The organism is Comamonas sp. CMM03, from assembly GCF_019218715.1.
Lineage (GTDB): Bacteria > Pseudomonadota > Gammaproteobacteria > Burkholderiales > Burkholderiaceae_C > Comamonas > Comamonas terrigena.
Map to the genome: position 1 here is coordinate 1,211,653 of NZ_JAHUXB010000001.1, position 17,059 is coordinate 1,228,711.

General features: G+C 59.1%; 19 protein-coding genes. 4 read left to right on the top strand and 15 right to left on the bottom strand.

Going from position 1 to position 17,059, the window contains the following annotated elements:
* Nucleotide 1 precedes the first annotated feature (1 nt).
* From KW830_RS05445 to KW830_RS05470, 6 genes are all read right to left on the bottom strand, one after another.
* A complete protein-coding gene (locus tag KW830_RS05445; protein ID WP_218332386.1) occupies nucleotides 2–1,210 on the bottom strand; it encodes a hypothetical protein in 1,209 nt (402 codons plus the stop codon).
* Nucleotides 1,211–1,267: 57 nt separating this feature from the next.
* On the bottom strand, nucleotides 1,268–2,167 hold the full coding sequence (locus KW830_RS05450) for a carbohydrate-binding protein (RefSeq protein ID WP_218332387.1): 900 nt from the start codon (nucleotides 2,165–2,167) through the stop codon (nucleotides 1,268–1,270).
* The gene (locus tag KW830_RS05455) at nucleotides 2,164–7,443 is read right to left on the bottom strand and encodes a tape measure protein (protein WP_218332388.1); all 5,280 of its coding nucleotides are present in this window, start codon (nucleotides 7,441–7,443) and stop codon (nucleotides 2,164–2,166) included. Before KW830_RS05455 ends, KW830_RS05450 begins: the two co-directional genes overlap by 4 nt.
* Before the next feature lie 113 nt (nucleotides 7,444–7,556).
* Complete coding sequence (locus KW830_RS21525; protein ID WP_370626091.1) at nucleotides 7,557–7,850, bottom strand: zinc ribbon domain-containing protein; 294 nt, start codon at nucleotides 7,848–7,850, stop codon at nucleotides 7,557–7,559.
* A 148-nt stretch (nucleotides 7,851–7,998) separates the two neighbouring features.
* On the bottom strand, nucleotides 7,999–8,916 hold the full coding sequence (locus KW830_RS05465; RefSeq protein WP_218332390.1) for a KilA-N domain-containing protein: 918 nt from the start codon (nucleotides 8,914–8,916) through the stop codon (nucleotides 7,999–8,001).
* A 76-nt stretch (nucleotides 8,917–8,992) separates the two neighbouring features.
* On the bottom strand, nucleotides 8,993–9,163 hold the full coding sequence (locus KW830_RS05470; protein ID WP_218332391.1) for an Arc family DNA-binding protein: 171 nt from the start codon (nucleotides 9,161–9,163) through the stop codon (nucleotides 8,993–8,995).
* 103 nt (nucleotides 9,164–9,266) lie between these two features.
* Here KW830_RS05470 and KW830_RS05475 point away from each other — a divergent pair, with 103 nt between their 5' ends.
* The 4 genes from KW830_RS05475 to KW830_RS05490 all read left to right on the top strand — a co-directional run bounded on the left by KW830_RS05475 (nucleotide 9,267) and on the right by KW830_RS05490 (nucleotide 11,506).
* A complete protein-coding gene (locus KW830_RS05475) occupies nucleotides 9,267–9,788 on the top strand; it encodes an Arc family DNA-binding protein (RefSeq protein WP_218332392.1) in 522 nt (173 codons plus the stop codon).
* 520 nt (nucleotides 9,789–10,308) lie between these two features.
* Nucleotides 10,309–10,635 carry a hypothetical protein gene (locus tag KW830_RS05480; protein WP_218332393.1) on the top strand — a complete coding sequence of 109 codons (327 nt, stop codon included), beginning with the start codon at nucleotides 10,309–10,311 and terminating at the stop codon, nucleotides 10,633–10,635.
* 25 nt (nucleotides 10,636–10,660) lie between these two features.
* A complete protein-coding gene (locus tag KW830_RS05485) occupies nucleotides 10,661–10,864 on the top strand; it encodes a hypothetical protein (RefSeq protein WP_218332394.1) in 204 nt (67 codons plus the stop codon).
* Between the two features lie 168 nt (nucleotides 10,865–11,032).
* The gene (locus tag KW830_RS05490) at nucleotides 11,033–11,506 is read left to right on the top strand and encodes a hypothetical protein (protein WP_218332395.1); all 474 of its coding nucleotides are present in this window, start codon (nucleotides 11,033–11,035) and stop codon (nucleotides 11,504–11,506) included.
* 34 nt (nucleotides 11,507–11,540) lie between these two features.
* Here KW830_RS05490 and KW830_RS05495 read toward each other — a convergent pair whose 3' ends face one another.
* The 9 genes from KW830_RS05495 to KW830_RS05535 form a co-directional block, all read right to left on the bottom strand.
* Nucleotides 11,541–13,121, bottom strand: coding sequence for a methyl-accepting chemotaxis protein (locus KW830_RS05495; protein WP_255578176.1), 1,581 nt, complete (start codon nucleotides 13,119–13,121; stop codon nucleotides 11,541–11,543).
* Nucleotides 13,122–13,409: 288 nt separating this feature from the next.
* Nucleotides 13,410–13,721: a DUF1799 domain-containing protein gene (locus tag KW830_RS05500; RefSeq protein ID WP_218332639.1), complete on the bottom strand. Its 312-nt coding sequence runs from the start codon at nucleotides 13,719–13,721 to the stop codon at nucleotides 13,410–13,412.
* Between the two features lie 17 nt (nucleotides 13,722–13,738).
* The gene (locus tag KW830_RS05505; protein WP_218332397.1) at nucleotides 13,739–14,155 is read right to left on the bottom strand and encodes a phage tail assembly chaperone; all 417 of its coding nucleotides are present in this window, start codon (nucleotides 14,153–14,155) and stop codon (nucleotides 13,739–13,741) included.
* A 129-nt stretch (nucleotides 14,156–14,284) separates the two neighbouring features.
* Nucleotides 14,285–14,932, bottom strand: coding sequence for a phage tail protein (locus tag KW830_RS05510; protein WP_218332398.1), 648 nt, complete (start codon nucleotides 14,930–14,932; stop codon nucleotides 14,285–14,287).
* 139 nt (nucleotides 14,933–15,071) lie between these two features.
* The gene (locus KW830_RS05515) at nucleotides 15,072–15,476 is read right to left on the bottom strand and encodes a DUF4128 domain-containing protein (protein ID WP_218332399.1); all 405 of its coding nucleotides are present in this window, start codon (nucleotides 15,474–15,476) and stop codon (nucleotides 15,072–15,074) included.
* On the bottom strand, nucleotides 15,473–15,868 hold the full coding sequence (locus tag KW830_RS05520; RefSeq protein ID WP_218332400.1) for an HK97 gp10 family phage protein: 396 nt from the start codon (nucleotides 15,866–15,868) through the stop codon (nucleotides 15,473–15,475). The genes KW830_RS05515 and KW830_RS05520 overlap by 4 nt, the downstream gene beginning before the upstream one ends.
* A complete protein-coding gene (locus KW830_RS05525; protein ID WP_218332401.1) occupies nucleotides 15,868–16,236 on the bottom strand; it encodes a hypothetical protein in 369 nt (122 codons plus the stop codon). The genes KW830_RS05520 and KW830_RS05525 overlap by 1 nt, the downstream gene beginning before the upstream one ends.
* A 2-nt stretch (nucleotides 16,237–16,238) precedes the next feature.
* Nucleotides 16,239–16,709, bottom strand: coding sequence for a DnaT-like ssDNA-binding protein (locus KW830_RS05530; RefSeq protein WP_218332402.1), 471 nt, complete (start codon nucleotides 16,707–16,709; stop codon nucleotides 16,239–16,241).
* A 3-nt stretch (nucleotides 16,710–16,712) separates the two neighbouring features.
* Complete coding sequence (locus tag KW830_RS05535; RefSeq protein ID WP_218332403.1) at nucleotides 16,713–17,051, bottom strand: hypothetical protein; 339 nt, start codon at nucleotides 17,049–17,051, stop codon at nucleotides 16,713–16,715.
* Nucleotides 17,052–17,059: the final 8 nt, after the last annotated feature.

Here is a 17,059-nt window from a genome sequence, read left to right on the forward strand (position 1 = left end):
ATTACCCCCTAGCTTGAGTGACAAGAATTCGGCAAGGCAAGGAGCCGATGTTGGTCGTGAGGCCGAACGGGTTGCCGTCAAGATGGGAAGCGGCCATCAAAGCAGCGTTGCCTGTCTGAGTGATGATTTCGTCACCGTATTGGCGCGTCAAAATTCCATAGCCCGCATCTACGCCACCGCCGTTGCCATAGATGTATCCACCCGGCTCACCCCAGACACCATTGACCCGCACTTGCACTCGGCAGTGAACAGCTTTCCCAGGGAAAGGGTTTCCGTTCACGTAGCGGCTGTAGAGCGCCACATTCGCCGGCGCGGCCTGGGTGCCGCCATTGGGGTAGACATAGACAGAACCCACTGCGGCATTGACAAGCGTGTTCACCCATTCGCGCGATGCGAACGTACGCCATGCCGACACCGCCCGGTCCCAGTACTCGGCTATGTAGTCGCCTGCGGTTTGGGTATTGCCGCGCGCGACTAGACCCGATGCAGGCATTCCACCCGTTGTGGCATCCACCCCTGGGCGGCGGCTGTTTCCCCCTTCTGGAAAGACAGCAGCGCCATCCGCAGCGGTCCGCTGCACGCTATTCACGTTTGCCGAGGCGGCATCCTCTGCACGTGTTGCAGCTGAAGCCGCTGCAGTAGCCGAGTTTGCTGAAGCCGTCTCGCTTGCCTTGGAATTCGTCTCACTGGTCTTTGCGGCGGTTTGAGAGCTGGCCGCTGCCGTGGCCGAATTTGCTGCAGCGGTCTTGCTCGACGCAGCATTCGTCTCGCTGGTCTTGGCAGCGGTCTGAGAGGCTGCAGCAGCCGTTGCCGAACTCGCCGCAGCAGTCTGTGCAGCACCTGCCGCCGTCTCACTCGACTTGGCGTTCGTCTCGCTGGTCTTGGCTGCAGTCTGAGAAGACGCCGCTGCCGTGGCGGAATTTGCTGCAGCGGTCTTGCTCGATGCAGCGTTTGTCTCACTGGTCTTTGCGGCTGTGGCCGAATTCGCCGCGGCAGTTTTGCTCGCTGCAGCGTTTGACTCGCTCGTCTTTGCAGCGGACTGAGAAGATGCGGTCGCTTGGCTGAGTGCCTCAACTTCCTGCGCCTGCAGATTCATTTTGGGCACAGCCACGTACAAATCTGCCCAGACTTGAGAGGCCTTCTGCTCAAAATCTTCCGGTGTATCCGCCGGAGTCGGTGGCGTGCTGATCGGGTCAATTTGAGTGACCATATTCATCCTCAGAAAAAAAGAAAACCCGCCGGAGCGGGTTGTGGTGGGGAAGTTGGGTCAGGACTCTGTGAGTCCCTCCAGATTCAGCGATAGTTCGCTGTATTGGGAGTACTGAATCCCTATGTCGTAATCGGTGTACCAGCCGTACACGTTCGTCTGCTCATAACGCTCAGACACCAGCCAAAGAAGTGGCGTCGCCCGCAGGGCAGACAGAACGCGATCGACGTTGTCGAGCTGCGTGTTGTCGACCAGGACTTGGATCGACCGAGTCCGGGCGAATGCACGCTTTTGCAGCTCGACATCGCCCCACTGGTCCACCACCTTGCGCGAGTAGTCCAGCATCCCCATGCGCACGCCGGACATGACACCCATTCCGATGCTTTGCTGCTGGCCGACCAGAATCACACCGATGCCGGCATCGTTCGCGGCCTCCAGGTCGATGCGAATGGTGGCACCGCGGTAACTCGGTAGATCCAGCGCATGGAAGTTGCGCCGCTCCCGCCGCTCACCGAAGGTCCACGGGTACCAGCCAGAGGCTCCAGGTGTGCTCCACAACAGGGTGGTCTTGTCGTAGACCACCCCGTATGCAGGGTCGATTGCGCGCACGCGCACCGAACGCAGCCCATCAAACTCCAGCAGGGCCACGGAATTGACTGCCCGCCCTGGGGTGATCTCAAACCAGGCCGCTGCGGAAAAGCGCGTCTTGGTGGAATGGGACAGGTCAAACGCTTTCCAGCGATTCGTTGGCCCGATCTCCACCCACCAGGTCGCGTCAGTCGGTGGCGGCTTACCGGTGTTCGCGGCCTGCACGGATTCCCACACCTTGTGGACGTAGACAACCCTGTCTCCAGCTGCGTATACCGTCCCCGCCTCCCAAGCTGCGTAGTCGTCCTCCGGGATACTGGAATCCAGCATCGCCGAGGTGACGACCTGCGGTTTCACAACCACCAGGCTCATACCTCATTCCTTTCTGTTGGAAGACCCTGGGTTTCCCAGCGCATCAGCAAGCGGTTGTTGTCCTGCTGCAGCCGCACGATCGTCGCTGCCTGGGCGCGCTGCTCTTCACGCAGTGCGCGGATCTCGGCTACCAGCACTTCACTGCCCCCGCCTCCACCCAGCGCGCCGGCCAGTTGGCTCTGGTTCCAGATGCGGCTTGGCCCCGTGGCCTCCAGCTCGGGCCCGTTCTCACCCACCCACCGCAGACCACCGGCGTGATAGCCGCCTGCGGCGAATGCAGGAATCGGGTCGCCCTTCAGCGCTGCCACGATGGCACGCAGTCCATCAAGCTGCGCCGCGGTGCCGGCGTTGATCGCATCCGCAATCACCTGCTCGGCAGAAATGGTGGCTGCGCTCAGGCTTTCCAGTGCGGTGTCGATGCTGTCCAGCAACCCCAGGGCAACATCTTGGTAGTCGTCGGCCCCTGCATCGCCTTCCAGGAGCCCCGCCGCATTGCTGGCCTGCGCCAGCAGCTTTGCTGTCTGTATGCGCCATTCCGCACCGGTGACCGCTTCGGCTTTGAGTGCTTCAGACAAGCTCTGCAGGTTCCCCGCCATGGAGTCCATGTACCCGGCTCTTGTGGAGCCGGTTGTGGCTAAGGCCATGGCGTAATCAACCGCATACCGGTTTCCGAGCTCCGTCGCCGTCTGCGCTGTATCCAGCTGCCCGAGGCGGACTTGATCCACGACGGAGCGCAGGTTCCCCGCGCTTTGCAACATGGCCTGCACGGCCGCAGCCTGGGCCTCGTAGAAGTCCACAACCTCGCCGCGCAGCTCACTGAGTTTGGTAACGCTACTGCCTGCCTCCACAACCCAGTCGCTCATTGCAGCCGCATAGTCCACCTGTGCCTGCACTTGGGCCTGCTGGGTGGCCGCCAGCACTGCCTGGGCCGCTGCCAACTGGTCCGCATAGGCCTTGGCGGAAGCTGCCGCGCTGTCATACACACCCTGTTGCTGGGCAATCGCGGCATCCAGGCCGGATATCACTCCGGTCATTTGCTGCAGCGTGCGCTCGTATGCCGCCTGGGCATCGTCACGAATCTGTGTGACTGTGTACTTGCGATAACTGTGGCTTCCCCTACGGTTCAGCCACTGGTCCATCGCCCACGCTTGAGTGCTGTCGGCATTTTTCTTGGCAGCGTCGATCTGTGCCTGCGCGTCACTGCGCTGGGTCTGCAAACCACTCAAGGTGGACTGCTGCTGGCCGGCAGCCGCAGCATAGGCATCACGCACAGACTGCGCCTGGGATGCAGCCGCTGCGGCGGCCGATGCAGCAACATCAGCCGCACCAATCTCCGCCTGGCTGGGGCCCACGGTGTTGATACCTGCAATCGCAGCAGCGATTTCATCAGCAGACATCACGCCAGTGCCGCGAAGAATGTCCTTGCGCGAACCAGCCACATCCGCCTGGGCAGAAGCAAGCGACTCATGCAGGTCCGAGAAGAAGTCCGATACGGAACTCGACATGTCCGAGAGCTCTTTCGCCCAGGTGTCCGATATCGCAGCGAACTGCGAAGACAGCCCCAGCAGCACGGCCGCAAACTCTGCACTACTCTCCCCGGCGGCCATCTGTGCCTCAACGAGCGCACGGTACTCCTCGCGAGTGGCCGGCACTTCCGCGTCGTATTTGGTGAACACCTCCTGCAGCTGTGCCATCGTCCTCGCCTGCTTTTCAGCATCCGAGTAATAGAGGTCGTAGAACTGGCCGGCATTAGCCACCAAAGCATCAATCCCCCCGGACACCGACAGCAGCGTGCCTTCCACCGCATCGGTCATGTCCTTGAACATGGCCATGGCATCGCCCAGGCCCAGCAGCTGCGCCTTGGTATTGGCGATCTGCTGCGCCAGTTGAGCAATGGCTTCGAACTTGTCGGTACCGGACAGCTTGTCTAACTCGGCGGTCGCCCCATCGATGATGGCATCGCCCCAGGCGGGCGCGATATTGCGCAGAGCCACCAGCGTGCTGCCCGAGACTTCCTCCAGATACTGGCCCCAGGCTTTCTCGACGTTTGAAGAGTAGCGCCCCGACTTGCCGCCCCAGCCTGCAATCGCGATGCCATTTGCATCGGAAATGCTCAGCAAGCCACGCGACTTGTCGTCACCATCACCAGAGAAACCGGTCTCGACACGCCATCCCGTGTCTTTCCCGAATGCCTCGGACAGGCTGTCAAACATCCCGCCCAGCGTCGATGCCAGCGAAGAGATCCCCGTCTGCGTGGTGCCGGACCAGTTTTTAGCCTGGTTGACGTTGACCGTGCTGCGGTCGCCCGTCACCACCCCATCGTCATAGATAGCACCGGCACCCACGTGCGGCGTACCGCCGTTGTCCAGCGCCTTGGCAATGCTGTAGATGGCAAGTGCCCCCGCCACCCATGGCATCGCCGCACCCGCCATCATCCCCAGGCCAGCACCAGTGTTCCCCGCCGCAATCACCCCCGCTCCTGTGCTGAACGCATTGGCGGTAAAGCCAGATGCAGCCATGCCCGCGCCAAACGAAGTGGCCGCGCTGGAGCCGATCATGGTCCCTACGCTGGCAAGCGAAGTGCCCAGGCCATAGGTCATGGACCCAGTCAGCGCGCTGTAGAGCGAATGACCGTTCTGCACCATGCTTGCGGCCGTAGACAGATCCGAGACATTTGCTCCTGAAGCACTTCCGCCCAGGCCAATCGCCCCCATCACGTTGGAGACCCCGGCTTTCACAATCGGCTGCAGCACCAGCGTGCTGAACAGGCGCTTCAAGTACGTGGCCGCATCCTTACCACCGGACATGATGTAGTCGGACAAGGTGTCGCCGACGAGCTGGGATGTTTTGTCCCATTCCGAGACATACGCCTTGCGCTGAGCCAGCGCCACCTTCTTGGCGTAGCGCTCGTTGATGCGGATGCGCTCTTCCTCACGAACCGACTCGTCAAGGTCCAGATTCTTGGCCAGCGCCTCCAGCTCTTTGCGGCGCTCAATCTCTGCATCAAGCTGGGCTACGGCAATCTGGCGCGCTTCGGCAGTGCGGCCCAGCATCTGGGCTTCCAGCTCTATACGGGCAATCTGATCTTGCAATTCCAGGTCGGCCCGGTCGCTCGCCAGACGAAGGTTCTCCTTCGCCTTGGCCTGCTTCACGTAATCGTCTGCCAGCTCGTCTTGCAATGCCAGGTATTCCTGGTAGCCGGCCACGTTCAGCTTGATGGCCTTCTGCTCTTTCTCCAGCACGGCCAGCGCAGCGATCTGCGCCTGGACCAGCGCGATGGTCGCCGCACTGGCGCCCTGCTTTCCGCGCGCCAGCAGCTCGTCGTACTTGATCTGCAGCTTCTGGCTCTCGGTCAGCTTGGCAGATCCGTCCATCTGCAGTTTGACGGCAGCCATGTGCTCATTCACAGCCTTGAGCAGGCCTTGGTAGCTGTTTTCCGCAGCCTTTGCCTCACCCGCGCCGGCTTTGAGCGCCTTGGCTTCAGCCTTGCCTGCTTCAGAGGACTCGTAGCGCTTCTTGTTCAGGTCGGTGATGGCTGCTGCATATGCGGTTGCAGACATGGCTCCCGAATCAAGCGCCGCGGCGTAGCCTGCCAGGTCATCGATGAATTTCTTCGTGACCCCACTGGTCTCAGCCGACTTGGACAGCAAGAACTGCTCAGACGCTTCAAACTTCGCGCGCTGCTGGACAATGGTCTTGCTGTTGCCCATGCCTTCGGTATAGGCGCCAACAAGCGCGCCACCTTGCAAGGCTTCTTTCTCTCGCCTGGCCTGCTGCAGCTCGCCTATGTACCGCTGGACGTTGCCGATTTCTTTGAGCAACCAGGCGCTGGTGCCTTGAATGGCTGCAATGCGCTGCAGGCGCTCAAGCTCCTTCTGGGCCTCCGCTGTGGCAACGGCGTTGTCATACATGTTGACCTTGGCACGCTCCGTGACGCTCGTGAGATCGTGCATCACGCCAATGGCGGCGCCCATCTGCCCCCAGAAGCCAGCGCCTTGAATGCGTGCTTGCTCCATCGCCAAGGAAATCGCATTCAGCGACTCGGCAGACTCACTCATGCCCTCTGCAGCGGCCTTGCTTACTCCGCTGTCGCCAACGTTCTGCTTCAGACGGTCCCACGCATCGATGAACCGGTTGGTCGCCGCATCAAGCCGGTGGGCAGCCTTCTCTGCGGCGCCTCCCAGGCTGCTCTCCAGCTCCTTGGCAAACTTGGGCAGGAAGTCATCTGCCAGGAGCTGCCCTTGCTCCAGCATCTTGCCGAGCTCGGCGGTGGTAACGCCCATGGCCCGCGCAGCGATCTGGAGCGAGCCAGGCAGTCGCTCGCCCAGCTGACCACGCAACTCCTCAGCTTGCACCGTGCCTTTGGACACCATCTGCTGCAAGGCCAACAGGACCCCGCTCGATTGCTCGGCAGACAGGCCCATAACCGTCGATGCTTTGGCAACGGACTCAAATACGGCCCTCGCCTTCTCTCCCTCGAGCGAGGTCCCCTTGGCAGCCGCTTGAAACTGCATATAAGCCAGGGCCGTGCTCTGGAACTGCAGCCCCAGGGCATGCGTTGTCTTGCGCAAGTAGGCAATCTCGTCAGCGCTGCCACGCGCAGAAGAGAAGTCCAGTCCAGTGCGCAGACGCTCGGCGGCAGCGCTGGCCGAGAACAAGGCCACTGCCGATTCCTTGGCCCACGAAACCACCTGCAGACCAAGCAAAGCTTGAACGCCCCGAACAGCCAACTTCATGTTCGCGGCCAGGACCTCGTTGGCAGACGCCATCTCCTTCGCGCCTTTGACTGCGCCAACGGTAGCCGCCTGCTCTGCCTTGAGAGCTTGGATCTTGTTCCCGATAGCGCGCGCAACCTCCTGGGCAGACGCGCTCATCCCACGCGACTGCGCTAGATAAGCCTCGCGGTCGCCGCGGCCCATGCCAATGGTCTTGGCCTCCTCCATCAGCTTGCGGATGTATTGCTCTTCCGTCGCGCCCAGCGAATCAAGAGCGCGGCGCAGATCCTCCGAGTTCTTGATGGTGCTGCGTGCGGCATTGCCCAGCCCGCCAAGGGCGGCCCCTGCCTTGGCCGCACCAGCTGCTACGCCGCTGAGGTCCGGAGCTGACTGCCGCAGGCCTTCCAAGGTCTTGCCGGCGGTTTTGACCACTCGCTCCACGCCGGCCATTGCCTGCTCGACCTTCGGCCCTTGCTCTGCCAGAGTCTTGAGGGACTTAATGCCGCGCTCAATGCCATCGGTCTCCATGCCGACGCCGATGCTTGTCACTTCATTTGTCATGCGCGCCTCAAAAATGGAAAAGGCCCGCCGAAGCGAGCCAATAAAAATGCCCGCAGGACGAACCGTGCGGGCATGAAAAAGCCACCCATGGGTGGCTTAGTCGCGAGAGTCTTTTACTGGGGGTTCAATGCTGATCCGCAGTGTTTGCATTTGCGCGCGTCGCGCCGCACAACCTCACGGCACTCCGGGCAGCGCACATGCGTCTCCGAGGTAATGGGCTGGCCCGACTCGTCTCTAGGCAACGCAGCCTTTCCAGCTTTTGGCAAGAGAGCCACAATCAGACCTCCAACTAGCGGGGATAACATTAACGAAACCATCCCCCAGCCAAAAGCAAATCGGCCTTTTGTGTGCGCCCAATATCCAACAGCGCAGCACAACGCAATCCAGACTATCAAGTACTCCATCATCCCTCCAAATAAAACTCGAAGGGGATGTTACAAGATCAAGCCCTGCTCTTATTTGCTCTCTGCCAGCGCCTTACCTCCGCAGCACTGGGCTGCCGTCGCTTCCGGGCCTGAGCCCGCTTCGCCGCGGCGAAGGAGTAGATGACGGCGCTCATGCTGCAAGCCTCGATGCGGTAGAAGCCTCATGCTGCAAGCGCTGCGCCAGGCGCTGGTTGCACGCCGTGGCCAGGTCGGCCAGCTCCTTGTTCGTCGGCAGCATGCCGTTTGGCTCCAGCAGTCTGCGGGGCAAGTCGGCCATGGAAACAACCATCGCACTCCCCTCCACCGGCTTCGCCCACGCCGCCGGCGCACCATCGCGTGCATGCCAGTCCATGTGGAACATCCAGCGGTCGTGCTTGTGCACATCCTGGTCATCCACCACTGCATTGAACACCGTGATCGCAGCCTGCTTTGCCACCTCGGATGCCAGGGCATAGGCATGCTTGATCTTCTCGTTGTCCGTGACCGGCTGCGGCGCGTCGTCCACCACCTCCCATTCGGCAATGTGCCGCGCCAGGATGTTCACGGCCTCGTGGAACTCCACCGCCGGGATGTGGCGGTAGTCAGTCTTGAAGTGGGACTTCAGCTTGCTCCAGCCCTTCACCATCGCACCAGCCTGCTTGGCCTGGGGCAACTTCTTGACGCTGCCGGTCAGCATGTTGCGCAAGGTGTCGGCTTGCTCTTGGCTCAGGGTCTGGTCGGCGTGGACGCTAAATGGCGTGGCCGCCGCCAAGAACACGCGGATCACCTTGAGGTGGAATGCAGCGCTGATCCAGGCTGCGTAAGCGATGACGAGCTCCTTACAGACGTAGGTGCCGCCGCGCTTTCCACGGCGTGTCTCGATGCAATTCCGCTGATCTGCGGATTTAATCTCGGCAATCAGGGCTAGTGTCTGCTCCAGCCGCGTGAACTGATGGGGTGCATGCTTGTCCGCTCCACCGCTCGCATGATGCAAGTCGTTCAACGAGTACAGCTCACCCACTTGGCGGACACTTGTTGTTCCGATGGTCAGTGCTTTAGAATTGATCACGTTGGATCCTTGTTTGATAGCTTGGGTTACTTCACTCGAAGCCCTGCCGGTTGCCGCCGTCAGGGCTTCACTCTTTTCAGGCCACGCTTGCATGTTGGGCCTCATCCTCCTTGCGGCTTCGCTCTAGGCGGGCAACGATCTCCCCGTTCAGAGAACGGAAGTTGTCGACCGCCTTGTGCTTTAACCATTGCTTGAGCTCTTCGGGGATGCGCACCGGGGACGGTGCTCGTGATTTGTTACCTTGCATGCTTCCCTTTCAATGAACCACCGTGATCCACTGAATACAGTATGCACCACGGTGATCCATCAGCGCAATACCCACGTGGATCACTGTGGTTTATCATCGGCCAATGAGCCGTGAAGACCCACAAATGAAGATCAGGCTGCCGGCCGATCTCAAAGACCAGATCGAAGCTGCATCCAAGCAGTCAGGCCGCTCCATGAACGCTGAAATCGTGGCGCGGCTGGAGGGGAGCTTCAACGCCTCATCAGTTGCTAGAGAGAGTGTTCCCCGAATACTTGAAACTCTTGAAGATGCTCTGGGTCAAGCTGCGCTAGAGAAAGGCGTCTTGAAACTTAACTTGAACAGCCTAAGTGAAGCACTCACCTTGCTTTTGCAATCGCCCGCTTTAGAAGAGCAGTTGAAGCCAGATCACAAGGCGCGACTTCTAGAGCTAGCAGCTCGCTGCAAAACCGATATCAAAGATGCAAAAGACTTGCTAACAAATGTGCAGCGTGAGGTTGATGCCAGCGCATTACTAACTGCGGAGAGCGGCTTGATCCTCATCGAGGAACTTGAGAACTTCCTTCATCCACCCTCAATGCCGACACTGGTTTTAAAAAAAATCTCGAAGTCGTCTAGATCTAGTTAGCAGTCAAGTCAGAACTGACATTGCTCGCCCACCTTTTGCTGCAAACGCCATCTACATGAGTTGCAACGGATACAACCACCCTCCTGGCTGTAGCTGTGCATTTCGCGGGGGCTGGAGTGGCTATGGATCGTTTGATCCGATGCAAAGGCGTTTGGACAATACGCCTAGGCCACGCCAGTTGGGCTTCCAGCATGGAACCTCTCAACCTTTGGCAGGGGGCTTCACAAGACCTGCAGCGAAATGCCCCGTCTGTGGCGATACGGTGTACTTCTACCAGTCACCCTATGGGGGCCGCGTTTTCTTCGACGATCTCGGGCCGCCATGGCCTAAGCACCCTTGCACCGATAACGCAGCTGCCTCGCGCAAAACAGACTCACATAAGTCTTGGCACCTCAATGAGTGGCAACCGCTCACGCGTGCATCAATTCATGAGATCTCCCCAGTTCAAGAGATCTACCGAATTTCAGGGTTCGTTACCGACCGCGAGTGCTCTTTCTATTTCAAAGCTAATGAGATCGTCATGGCTGAAATCGTGAGAATCCGCAAGACAGGACGCGGCAAGTTCTCCCTCTCGATTCTTGACTTCAATACGATTGATCAGACTTGGTGCACCTGGGACGGCATCGCGCGGACTGACCAGCAGCATTCTGGCTATGACGAGCCGATGAAGAAATCGTCAACCTGGACGTCTTTCAATGGCACGGCCAAAGCCGTGCGACCAACGTTGCGTCAGCAAGACCACGACGACATGCACCCCTGCCCTCATTGCGGAGTGTTAGTACGCTTCAAGAATCTAACGAAACATATCGCTAAGGTTCACTTATCACAACCGGCAGCAACTTCTTGACAAAGCCACAGGCAAAAGAGTGACTATGAACCTGATTAGCTACCTTTACGAAGGCACAAATTACGAGGCAGAGTGGGACTTTGTCGATGACGACAACATCATCATCTATCTGCCAGAAGGCCCCAGAGAAACGTGGTTGGGAGGCCTTCGGCCAGAAATCACGGCGAGGAACCACCTCCGGGCATACGCCCACAATAAGCACAAGAAACAACCCAAAACCATTTCGTGATGCGTGCACATGGTGACACCAGCTTGACCTCTTCTCAATCCAGATAACGATAACGACATCTGCCTCTGGTAGGTCAACGATGCCGCCCGGGAACAGTAGGACTGCCCGGTCGAAGCTCAGCGTCTCTCGCCCTGTATATCTTCTTAGCCCACATCAATCCAAGTATCTATGTCTTTAGCTAAAGCACAAATTGGCAAGTGCGGGGAATTACTTGTGCAGTATCACTTGCTTTTACGCGGCATTGAATCAGCGCCTATGAGTACAGACACTGGGATTGATTTAGTGACATACTCCCCTCGCATTCCCCACCCCATTACTATTCAAGTAAAGACCAACCTGAAGTCGAAGCCTGGCGGGGGGAAGGGGAAGCTTGCTCTTGATTGGTGGATCCCGAACGACTCGCCAGCACACTACATAGCGCTGGTAGATTTGTCGACAGAAAAAATTTGGTTAATGACGCTAGCGGAACTACGCATTCACGCACAACAACAGCCGGAAGGACGCCTTCATATATATATGTACACTGATAGTTCCGCACAGCCCCGGAGGACCGATCGACTATTTCACGCTCACGAGTTCGATTTCTTCAAACTAGAAAATCGCTCATCTGAAATATTTGGGGAAATCAATAAGATTGCATGAATGAAAAAGCCCCTCGAAAGGGGCTTTTTATTCCTTAACCTTGACGGTCAGAACTTAGCAGCTGCAGCGCCTGGCCACCAGGCAGGCGGAACACGGAAACCGCACCCACCAACTGGCTAGCTTGAGAGTTCAAGCTTCCAGCAGCGGCGGCGCTCTCCTCGACCAAAGCGGCATTTTGCTGGGTCGTGTGATCCATCTGCATAACGGCTTCACCAACCTGAGCTACGCCTTGGCTCTGCTCATTACTTGCGGCGCTGATCTCACCCATGATGTCAGTGACCCGCCGAATAGCACTGACCACCTCCGTCATCGTGCTGCCCGCTTGATCAACCAACTGGGAGCCCTTCGCCACCTGGTCAACACTGGCGGATATCAACTGTTTGATTTCCTTGGCCGCTTCCGCACTGCGGCTGGCCAGCGAACGCACCTCGGAAGCCACCACCGCAAATCCACGGCCCTGCTCACCCGCACGGGCCGCTTCCACCGCGGCGTTTAGTGCCAAGATGTTGGTCTGGAAGGCAATGCTGTCGATCACTCCAATGATGTCGGAAATTTTCTGGCTGCTGTCATTGATACCTCTCATCGTATCCACGACCTGGGCGACAACCTCTCCGCCCTGGGCAGCTACCGTGGAAGCTTTTAGAGCCAGTTGATTGGCTTGGAGTGCGTTGTCGGCATTCTGACGCACGGTCGAACCAAGCTCCTCCATCGAAGCTGCGGTCTCTTCCAGCGCACTCGCTTGGCTTTCAGTGCGGGTAGACAGGTCGCTATTTCCTTGCGCAATTTGTGCACTCGCAGTGGCAACACTTTCGGCATTAGAGCGCACGCCTGCCACCACATCAGCCAATTTAGCTTGCATATTCTGCAGAGCTTTAAGCAGTTCAGCAGTCTCGTCACGGCCTTCAAAATGAATGGGCTGTGTCAAATCTCCATTCGCAATATTTTCTGCACTTCGGACTGCAACCTGCAGAGGACGCGTCACAGAGAGGCTTAACAGTCTTGCTGCCACAACGCCAATCACTAATGCAATCACAGTACAAACGATGATGATGATCCGGCCTTGTTTGGCTTGTGCGGTTGCTTCATCTCTAGTTCGCTCATACAGCATCTGCTGACGTGCTTCAAACTCTTGTAGTGACTTGTTATATGCCTCGGCAAGAGGCGCAATCACTTTCTCAAGATCGTCAGTTACATCTTCCCCGTTCGCCTTGCGTTTCAGAAGATCGCTTCTAGGGCCACGATAAGCTTCGCGGGCTTTATCGATCGCTGCAACCAATTCGCGGCCAGCATCTGTGCGAATCAATCGCTCCACAACGGTCCGTGCAGCATTCGTTGTTTGAGACGTCTTGTCCATCTCTGCAAGCAGAGCATCAAAGTGGCGCCTGTCAGTGGTCGTGACTGCTGCCCGAGTACGCACCCAATTTAATTCAACTGTTTGACGCCAGTCCGATGTAGCTTTGACTCTTTCATTATCTATTTGCGTCAGCTGCTGAGTTACTTTTTCCAGCTCTTGCAAACGCCAAACGCCTATGGCAGATATAACGGCAGTAATTGCCAATACCACCCCGAAAGAAAACGCCAAGCGTTTTCCAATTTTTATATTTAAGAGTCCCAAGATCATCACCTCCCTTGATCACATCCTGGTATGGAAAACAGCTTCCATATCGATAGTAAGGGAAATGATGAAGATCAAGATTAGTTGAGAACCCTACTGCCAAGCAAAACATCTTTCCTGCAACGTCAAGGAGCGAGCGCCATCCTTTAGTGCGCATCTCTAGAATGCTGCGCAAGAAAATATACTTAGACTAGAAATTCTGCTCAAAACTCCGCGTCAATTCTTGGCTTCATGCCACCCGAACAGCCAGTCACTTCGAGCTGCTCCAACGCGCTGATAGATCGTCTTCTACTCAGATTTCGGCGCAAACTCCCGCATCACCTCCAGCGCAAAGCTCTCCAACGACATCAGCGACTCGTGCAGGTCGTTCCAGGCTTCATCTTCCAGGCCAAGCCGGTCCATCAGCGGGTAGATGGCCTCCCACTGCAGTCCAATGGGTACGCCACCCATGGGTGGCTGCCTCCAGCGCGTGCCGACGCGCCGGAACAGCTCGTAGACCTGGGTGTTGTCTGGCCAGAGCTCCACGATCTCCGTCTCGTAGTCCTCCAGCTCGAACCCCTCGCTTCGCGCCTCAGACTCCGTAACCGGCGGCTCAAACAGGGCGCGAGCGATGGCCTTCAGTTTCCCAGGCGGCCTTGGAACAGAGCCCCGTCGATCTTGTTCAGCGTGGCAGAGATAGTGCCCGGTAGGATGTCTTCCAGCTCGACGATGTTTTTCGCGTCCATCGCATCTTCCAGATCCCAGCCTGTTGCAGCCTTCAGGATCAGGTCCGCGGCTTCATTCACGCCACTGCTGACCAGGCCTGCGAAGCTGAATTCCGAGTCTTCAGGCTTGGCTTCGGCACGGATGGACTTTAGATAGGCGTCGCGGTGTGCCGCCCACTCGGACTTGCGCAGCCCTTTGATGGTGAAGGCGATGGCCACCAAGGCGCCATCGCGGCGGTTGATCTGCACCGGCATGGAGAACTCGGGCGCTGCGCCGCCCAGGCTCTTAAGGCTCACTGCGGGGATGGACTTTTGATCGGTCTTGCTCATGTGTGTCTTTCGCTAGAGGAAGGAATGCCCGTGCCTGGCCCTGCCGCTCTAGCGAAGAGCGAACAGGGCCAAGTCGGTGCGGGGGTGCCCTTAGGGCTAAGGAGGAGGCCCGCGCAATGCAGGCAGGGATCAGCCGGCGTAGCGCGTGGAAACGTTCTGGGCGTTGAACGTGCCCTTCACGGTCACGGCCTGGCCTTCGGTCAGGGTTTCTTCTTCATTGAAGGAGACCTTGGCGGGGATCAACGAGGTAGCGCCGGTCTTGGCGCGGCGGCGCACCACGGTGTCGGCGTTGGTGTCCGACAGCATCTTCAGCGCCGTGTACGCGGGCGTGCCGATCATGTCCGCGTCCATGTCGAAGGTACGTTGCACCGCGTTGAAGCCATCGTTCAGGACGATTTCCACATCAGACTCGATGAACTTGACGTTCACGGTCTTGGCATCGCCGCCACTGGAGCTGTGGTTCATGGTGCGATCCAGATCCACCCAGGTGCTGACCTTGCGGGCAGAGCCGGCACCACCTCCTGGGGTGAACAGCTCGGTGTTGCTGGTGTCGATGCCTTCCAGCACATAGGCATCGGTGGTCACCGACTTCACGCGGGCAGCGCGAAAGTTCAGCCGGCCCCAGCCGCTGTAGATCAGCAGGATGTCGCCCACGCTGTAGCCATGGGCCGTGCTGGAGCACGATGCCTCGGTAGCATTGGTGATGGCGGTGATGGTCTTCGCTGCGGCGAGGACAGTGGCTACCGAGTGAACGGTGCCATTGGGAGTGCGTGCCATTTCAGGCCCTTTCAGAAACGAAAAACCCGCCGAAGCGGGTTGAAGTTGCGCCCAAAGTGGGCATAGAGGCGCCCAGGCGGACGCAAAGTGGAAATACAGAGCCACCCGAAGGTGGCGCTGCAATAGAGGCCGGAGAGGTTCAGTGCGGCAACGTTTGCCAGGCGATAGACACCGGCACGCGGTACCAGCCACCATCAGGGTAGCCAGAGGCAATGGCCGGATGTGCGTCCAGGAACAGGTAATGCGCCCCAAGCTCCAGCACCAGGCCGGCCTTGAAGTGCTCGGCAACCCTCTGCGCCAGGTCGATGGCCCCGACCTTCCCCTGCCCTGCCGGATGAACAACCGTCACCTGCAAAATGCCGCGGTCCTCACGAACATCCAGCGCCAAGCCGTGCTCGATGGGTTTGTTGCGCAGCTGATTGACTTGCAGGTACGCCTGGCCAGTGACGGGCGTATAGGCCACGTCCTCCCAGGCAATGGGCGGTGGATCCGGCAGGGCCAGCAAATGCTGCTCCAGGGCAGCGTCGATGATGTTGGAGTTCATTTCAGCTCCCGGGCAGCCTTGGCCACGGCTTCGGCATAGTTCTGCACGGCCAGGCGCACCATGCCGGCCGGCGCCTGCTGCGACCACCCATGCTCAAGGCGATAGGCATATGGCAAGCTGTTGACGATCCAGATGGTTTGGCCCGGCTTCCAGCCAGCGACCTCTGCAACCAGCTTCCTGCGCGCCTGCTCTCCATTGGCGTCGTAGGTGCTTGTGGTGCTGGTATCCATGACACCGATCCCCGTCATCCAGTTGGATTTGAAGCGCCCGGTGTCCACCGGTGAGCGGTCGATCATCTGCCCGCCCAAGTCAAGAGCGGCCTTGCGCACCACGTGCTCAGCCTTGTCGCCCGCCGCATCGCACAGGCGTTTGAGATCTGCAGCAAAGCCCATCACGCACCCCGCACTTGCAGCTTGTAAAGCACCGTCACACCTGCTGGAGCCACGCGCTCTACTCGCACGATGCTGTACATGGTGCCAGAGGCCGTCACTGCCCACCCCACCTGGGGCGGCTTCGCGATCTGCGGGGCCAACAGCAATCGTTGGTCGCCTTGCAGCACGCTCACACCGTCGATGTTCAGGGCCTTGTAGCCGAACAGGGCTCCAGTACCGTCGAAGTTCCGCGCCGGCTCGACCGGCACCACGCCCACGCCAGGGACGTAGCCGCCGCCGGCGCCTGGCTTGTGCACCACCACCGGCTGGCCAGCTTCTTCCAAAGCCTCCAGCGCATCGGCGGCGGCTTCGTTGTAGTCAAAGGCCATGATCAGCCTCGCACCAACTTCAGGCCCAGGCCGCTGCCTATGGTCATGCCCTTGAGCAAGGCATCAATCACCGGGTAGCGCATCTGGCCGCCTTGGTTGCCCTCTGCGTACTTGGTGGTGATCACGTCCACGGTCTTTTCAGTCACAACGCGGCCATCAGTGTCCTTGAGCAGCTCGCCCTTTGCCGCGCGCCAGGCGGCCTCACAGCAGGCGTCCTTGACCTTATGGGCCACTGGGGCGAGATACTGTGGATCGATGGCGTAGTTGCTCAGGACGTACTGCGTAGCGCGGCGCAGCGCCACCTCGGCCTTGCGCACCTCAGCTGGATCGGGCTCTGCAGTTCCATCACCTTCGGGAGGTTGCGGCACAGCGGTAGCCGGCCAGTTGTGCCCAAAGTCCGCCATGTATTGCGCCGCATCCTCCAGGCCCACCAGCGAATTGAAGCCATCTTCAGGCGCGACGATGAGTGCCATGGCTTAGCCTTCGGTGCGGGCGGCCTTGTCTTCGTCGGCCAGGTTGTTCCACTCAGCACCGGTCAGACCAGAGCGCTCGAATGCCGCATGCAGCATCTGCAGATCGGACTTTTTGGCCTTGACGTCGAAATCCACGCCGGCGGCGGCCAGGGCTTCGCGCAGCTCCGAAACGGAGGCCTTGCCGGTGCCTGCCTCCAGGCTATCGACATGATCGTTTTGCTGCCAACCAGCAGGCGCATAGGCAGCATCCACAATGCGCACGCCCTGGGCGATCAGCTCGGCCTTGCGTTCTTTGCTGACCGGGTGCGGCTCGTAGTGGATGGGCTTTTCGTCTTTGCTCATGCAAATCT

Excerpts from the sequence above, each read along its gene's own strand:
- KW830_RS05445 (WP_218332386.1), bottom strand. The coding sequence starts at position 1,210 with ATGGTCACTCAAATTGACCCGATCAGCACGCCACCGACTCCGGCGGAT.
- KW830_RS05450 (WP_218332387.1), bottom strand. The coding sequence starts at position 2,167 with ATGAGCCTGGTGGTTGTGAAACCGCAGGTCGTCACCTCGGCGATGCTG.
- KW830_RS05455 (WP_218332388.1), bottom strand. The coding sequence starts at position 7,443 with ATGACAAATGAAGTGACAAGCATCGGCGTCGGCATGGAGACCGATGGC.
- KW830_RS21525 (WP_370626091.1), bottom strand. The coding sequence starts at position 7,850 with ATGATGGAGTACTTGATAGTCTGGATTGCGTTGTGCTGCGCTGTTGGA.
- KW830_RS05470 (WP_218332391.1), bottom strand. The coding sequence starts at position 9,163 with ATGCAAGGTAACAAATCACGAGCACCGTCCCCGGTGCGCATCCCCGAA.
- KW830_RS05475 (WP_218332392.1), top strand. The coding sequence starts at position 9,267 with ATGAGCCGTGAAGACCCACAAATGAAGATCAGGCTGCCGGCCGATCTC.
- KW830_RS05480 (WP_218332393.1), top strand. The coding sequence starts at position 10,309 with ATGGCTGAAATCGTGAGAATCCGCAAGACAGGACGCGGCAAGTTCTCC.
- KW830_RS05485 (WP_218332394.1), top strand. The coding sequence starts at position 10,661 with ATGAACCTGATTAGCTACCTTTACGAAGGCACAAATTACGAGGCAGAG.
- KW830_RS05490 (WP_218332395.1), top strand. The coding sequence starts at position 11,033 with ATGTCTTTAGCTAAAGCACAAATTGGCAAGTGCGGGGAATTACTTGTG.
- KW830_RS05505 (WP_218332397.1), bottom strand. The coding sequence starts at position 14,155 with ATGAGCAAGACCGATCAAAAGTCCATCCCCGCAGTGAGCCTTAAGAGC.
- KW830_RS05510 (WP_218332398.1), bottom strand. The coding sequence starts at position 14,932 with ATGGCACGCACTCCCAATGGCACCGTTCACTCGGTAGCCACTGTCCTC.
- KW830_RS05515 (WP_218332399.1), bottom strand. The coding sequence starts at position 15,476 with ATGAACTCCAACATCATCGACGCTGCCCTGGAGCAGCATTTGCTGGCC.
- KW830_RS05520 (WP_218332400.1), bottom strand. The coding sequence starts at position 15,868 with ATGGGCTTTGCTGCAGATCTCAAACGCCTGTGCGATGCGGCGGGCGAC.
- KW830_RS05525 (WP_218332401.1), bottom strand. The coding sequence starts at position 16,236 with ATGGCCTTTGACTACAACGAAGCCGCCGCCGATGCGCTGGAGGCTTTG.
- KW830_RS05530 (WP_218332402.1), bottom strand. The coding sequence starts at position 16,709 with ATGGCACTCATCGTCGCGCCTGAAGATGGCTTCAATTCGCTGGTGGGC.
- KW830_RS05535 (WP_218332403.1), bottom strand. The coding sequence starts at position 17,051 with ATGAGCAAAGACGAAAAGCCCATCCACTACGAGCCGCACCCGGTCAGC.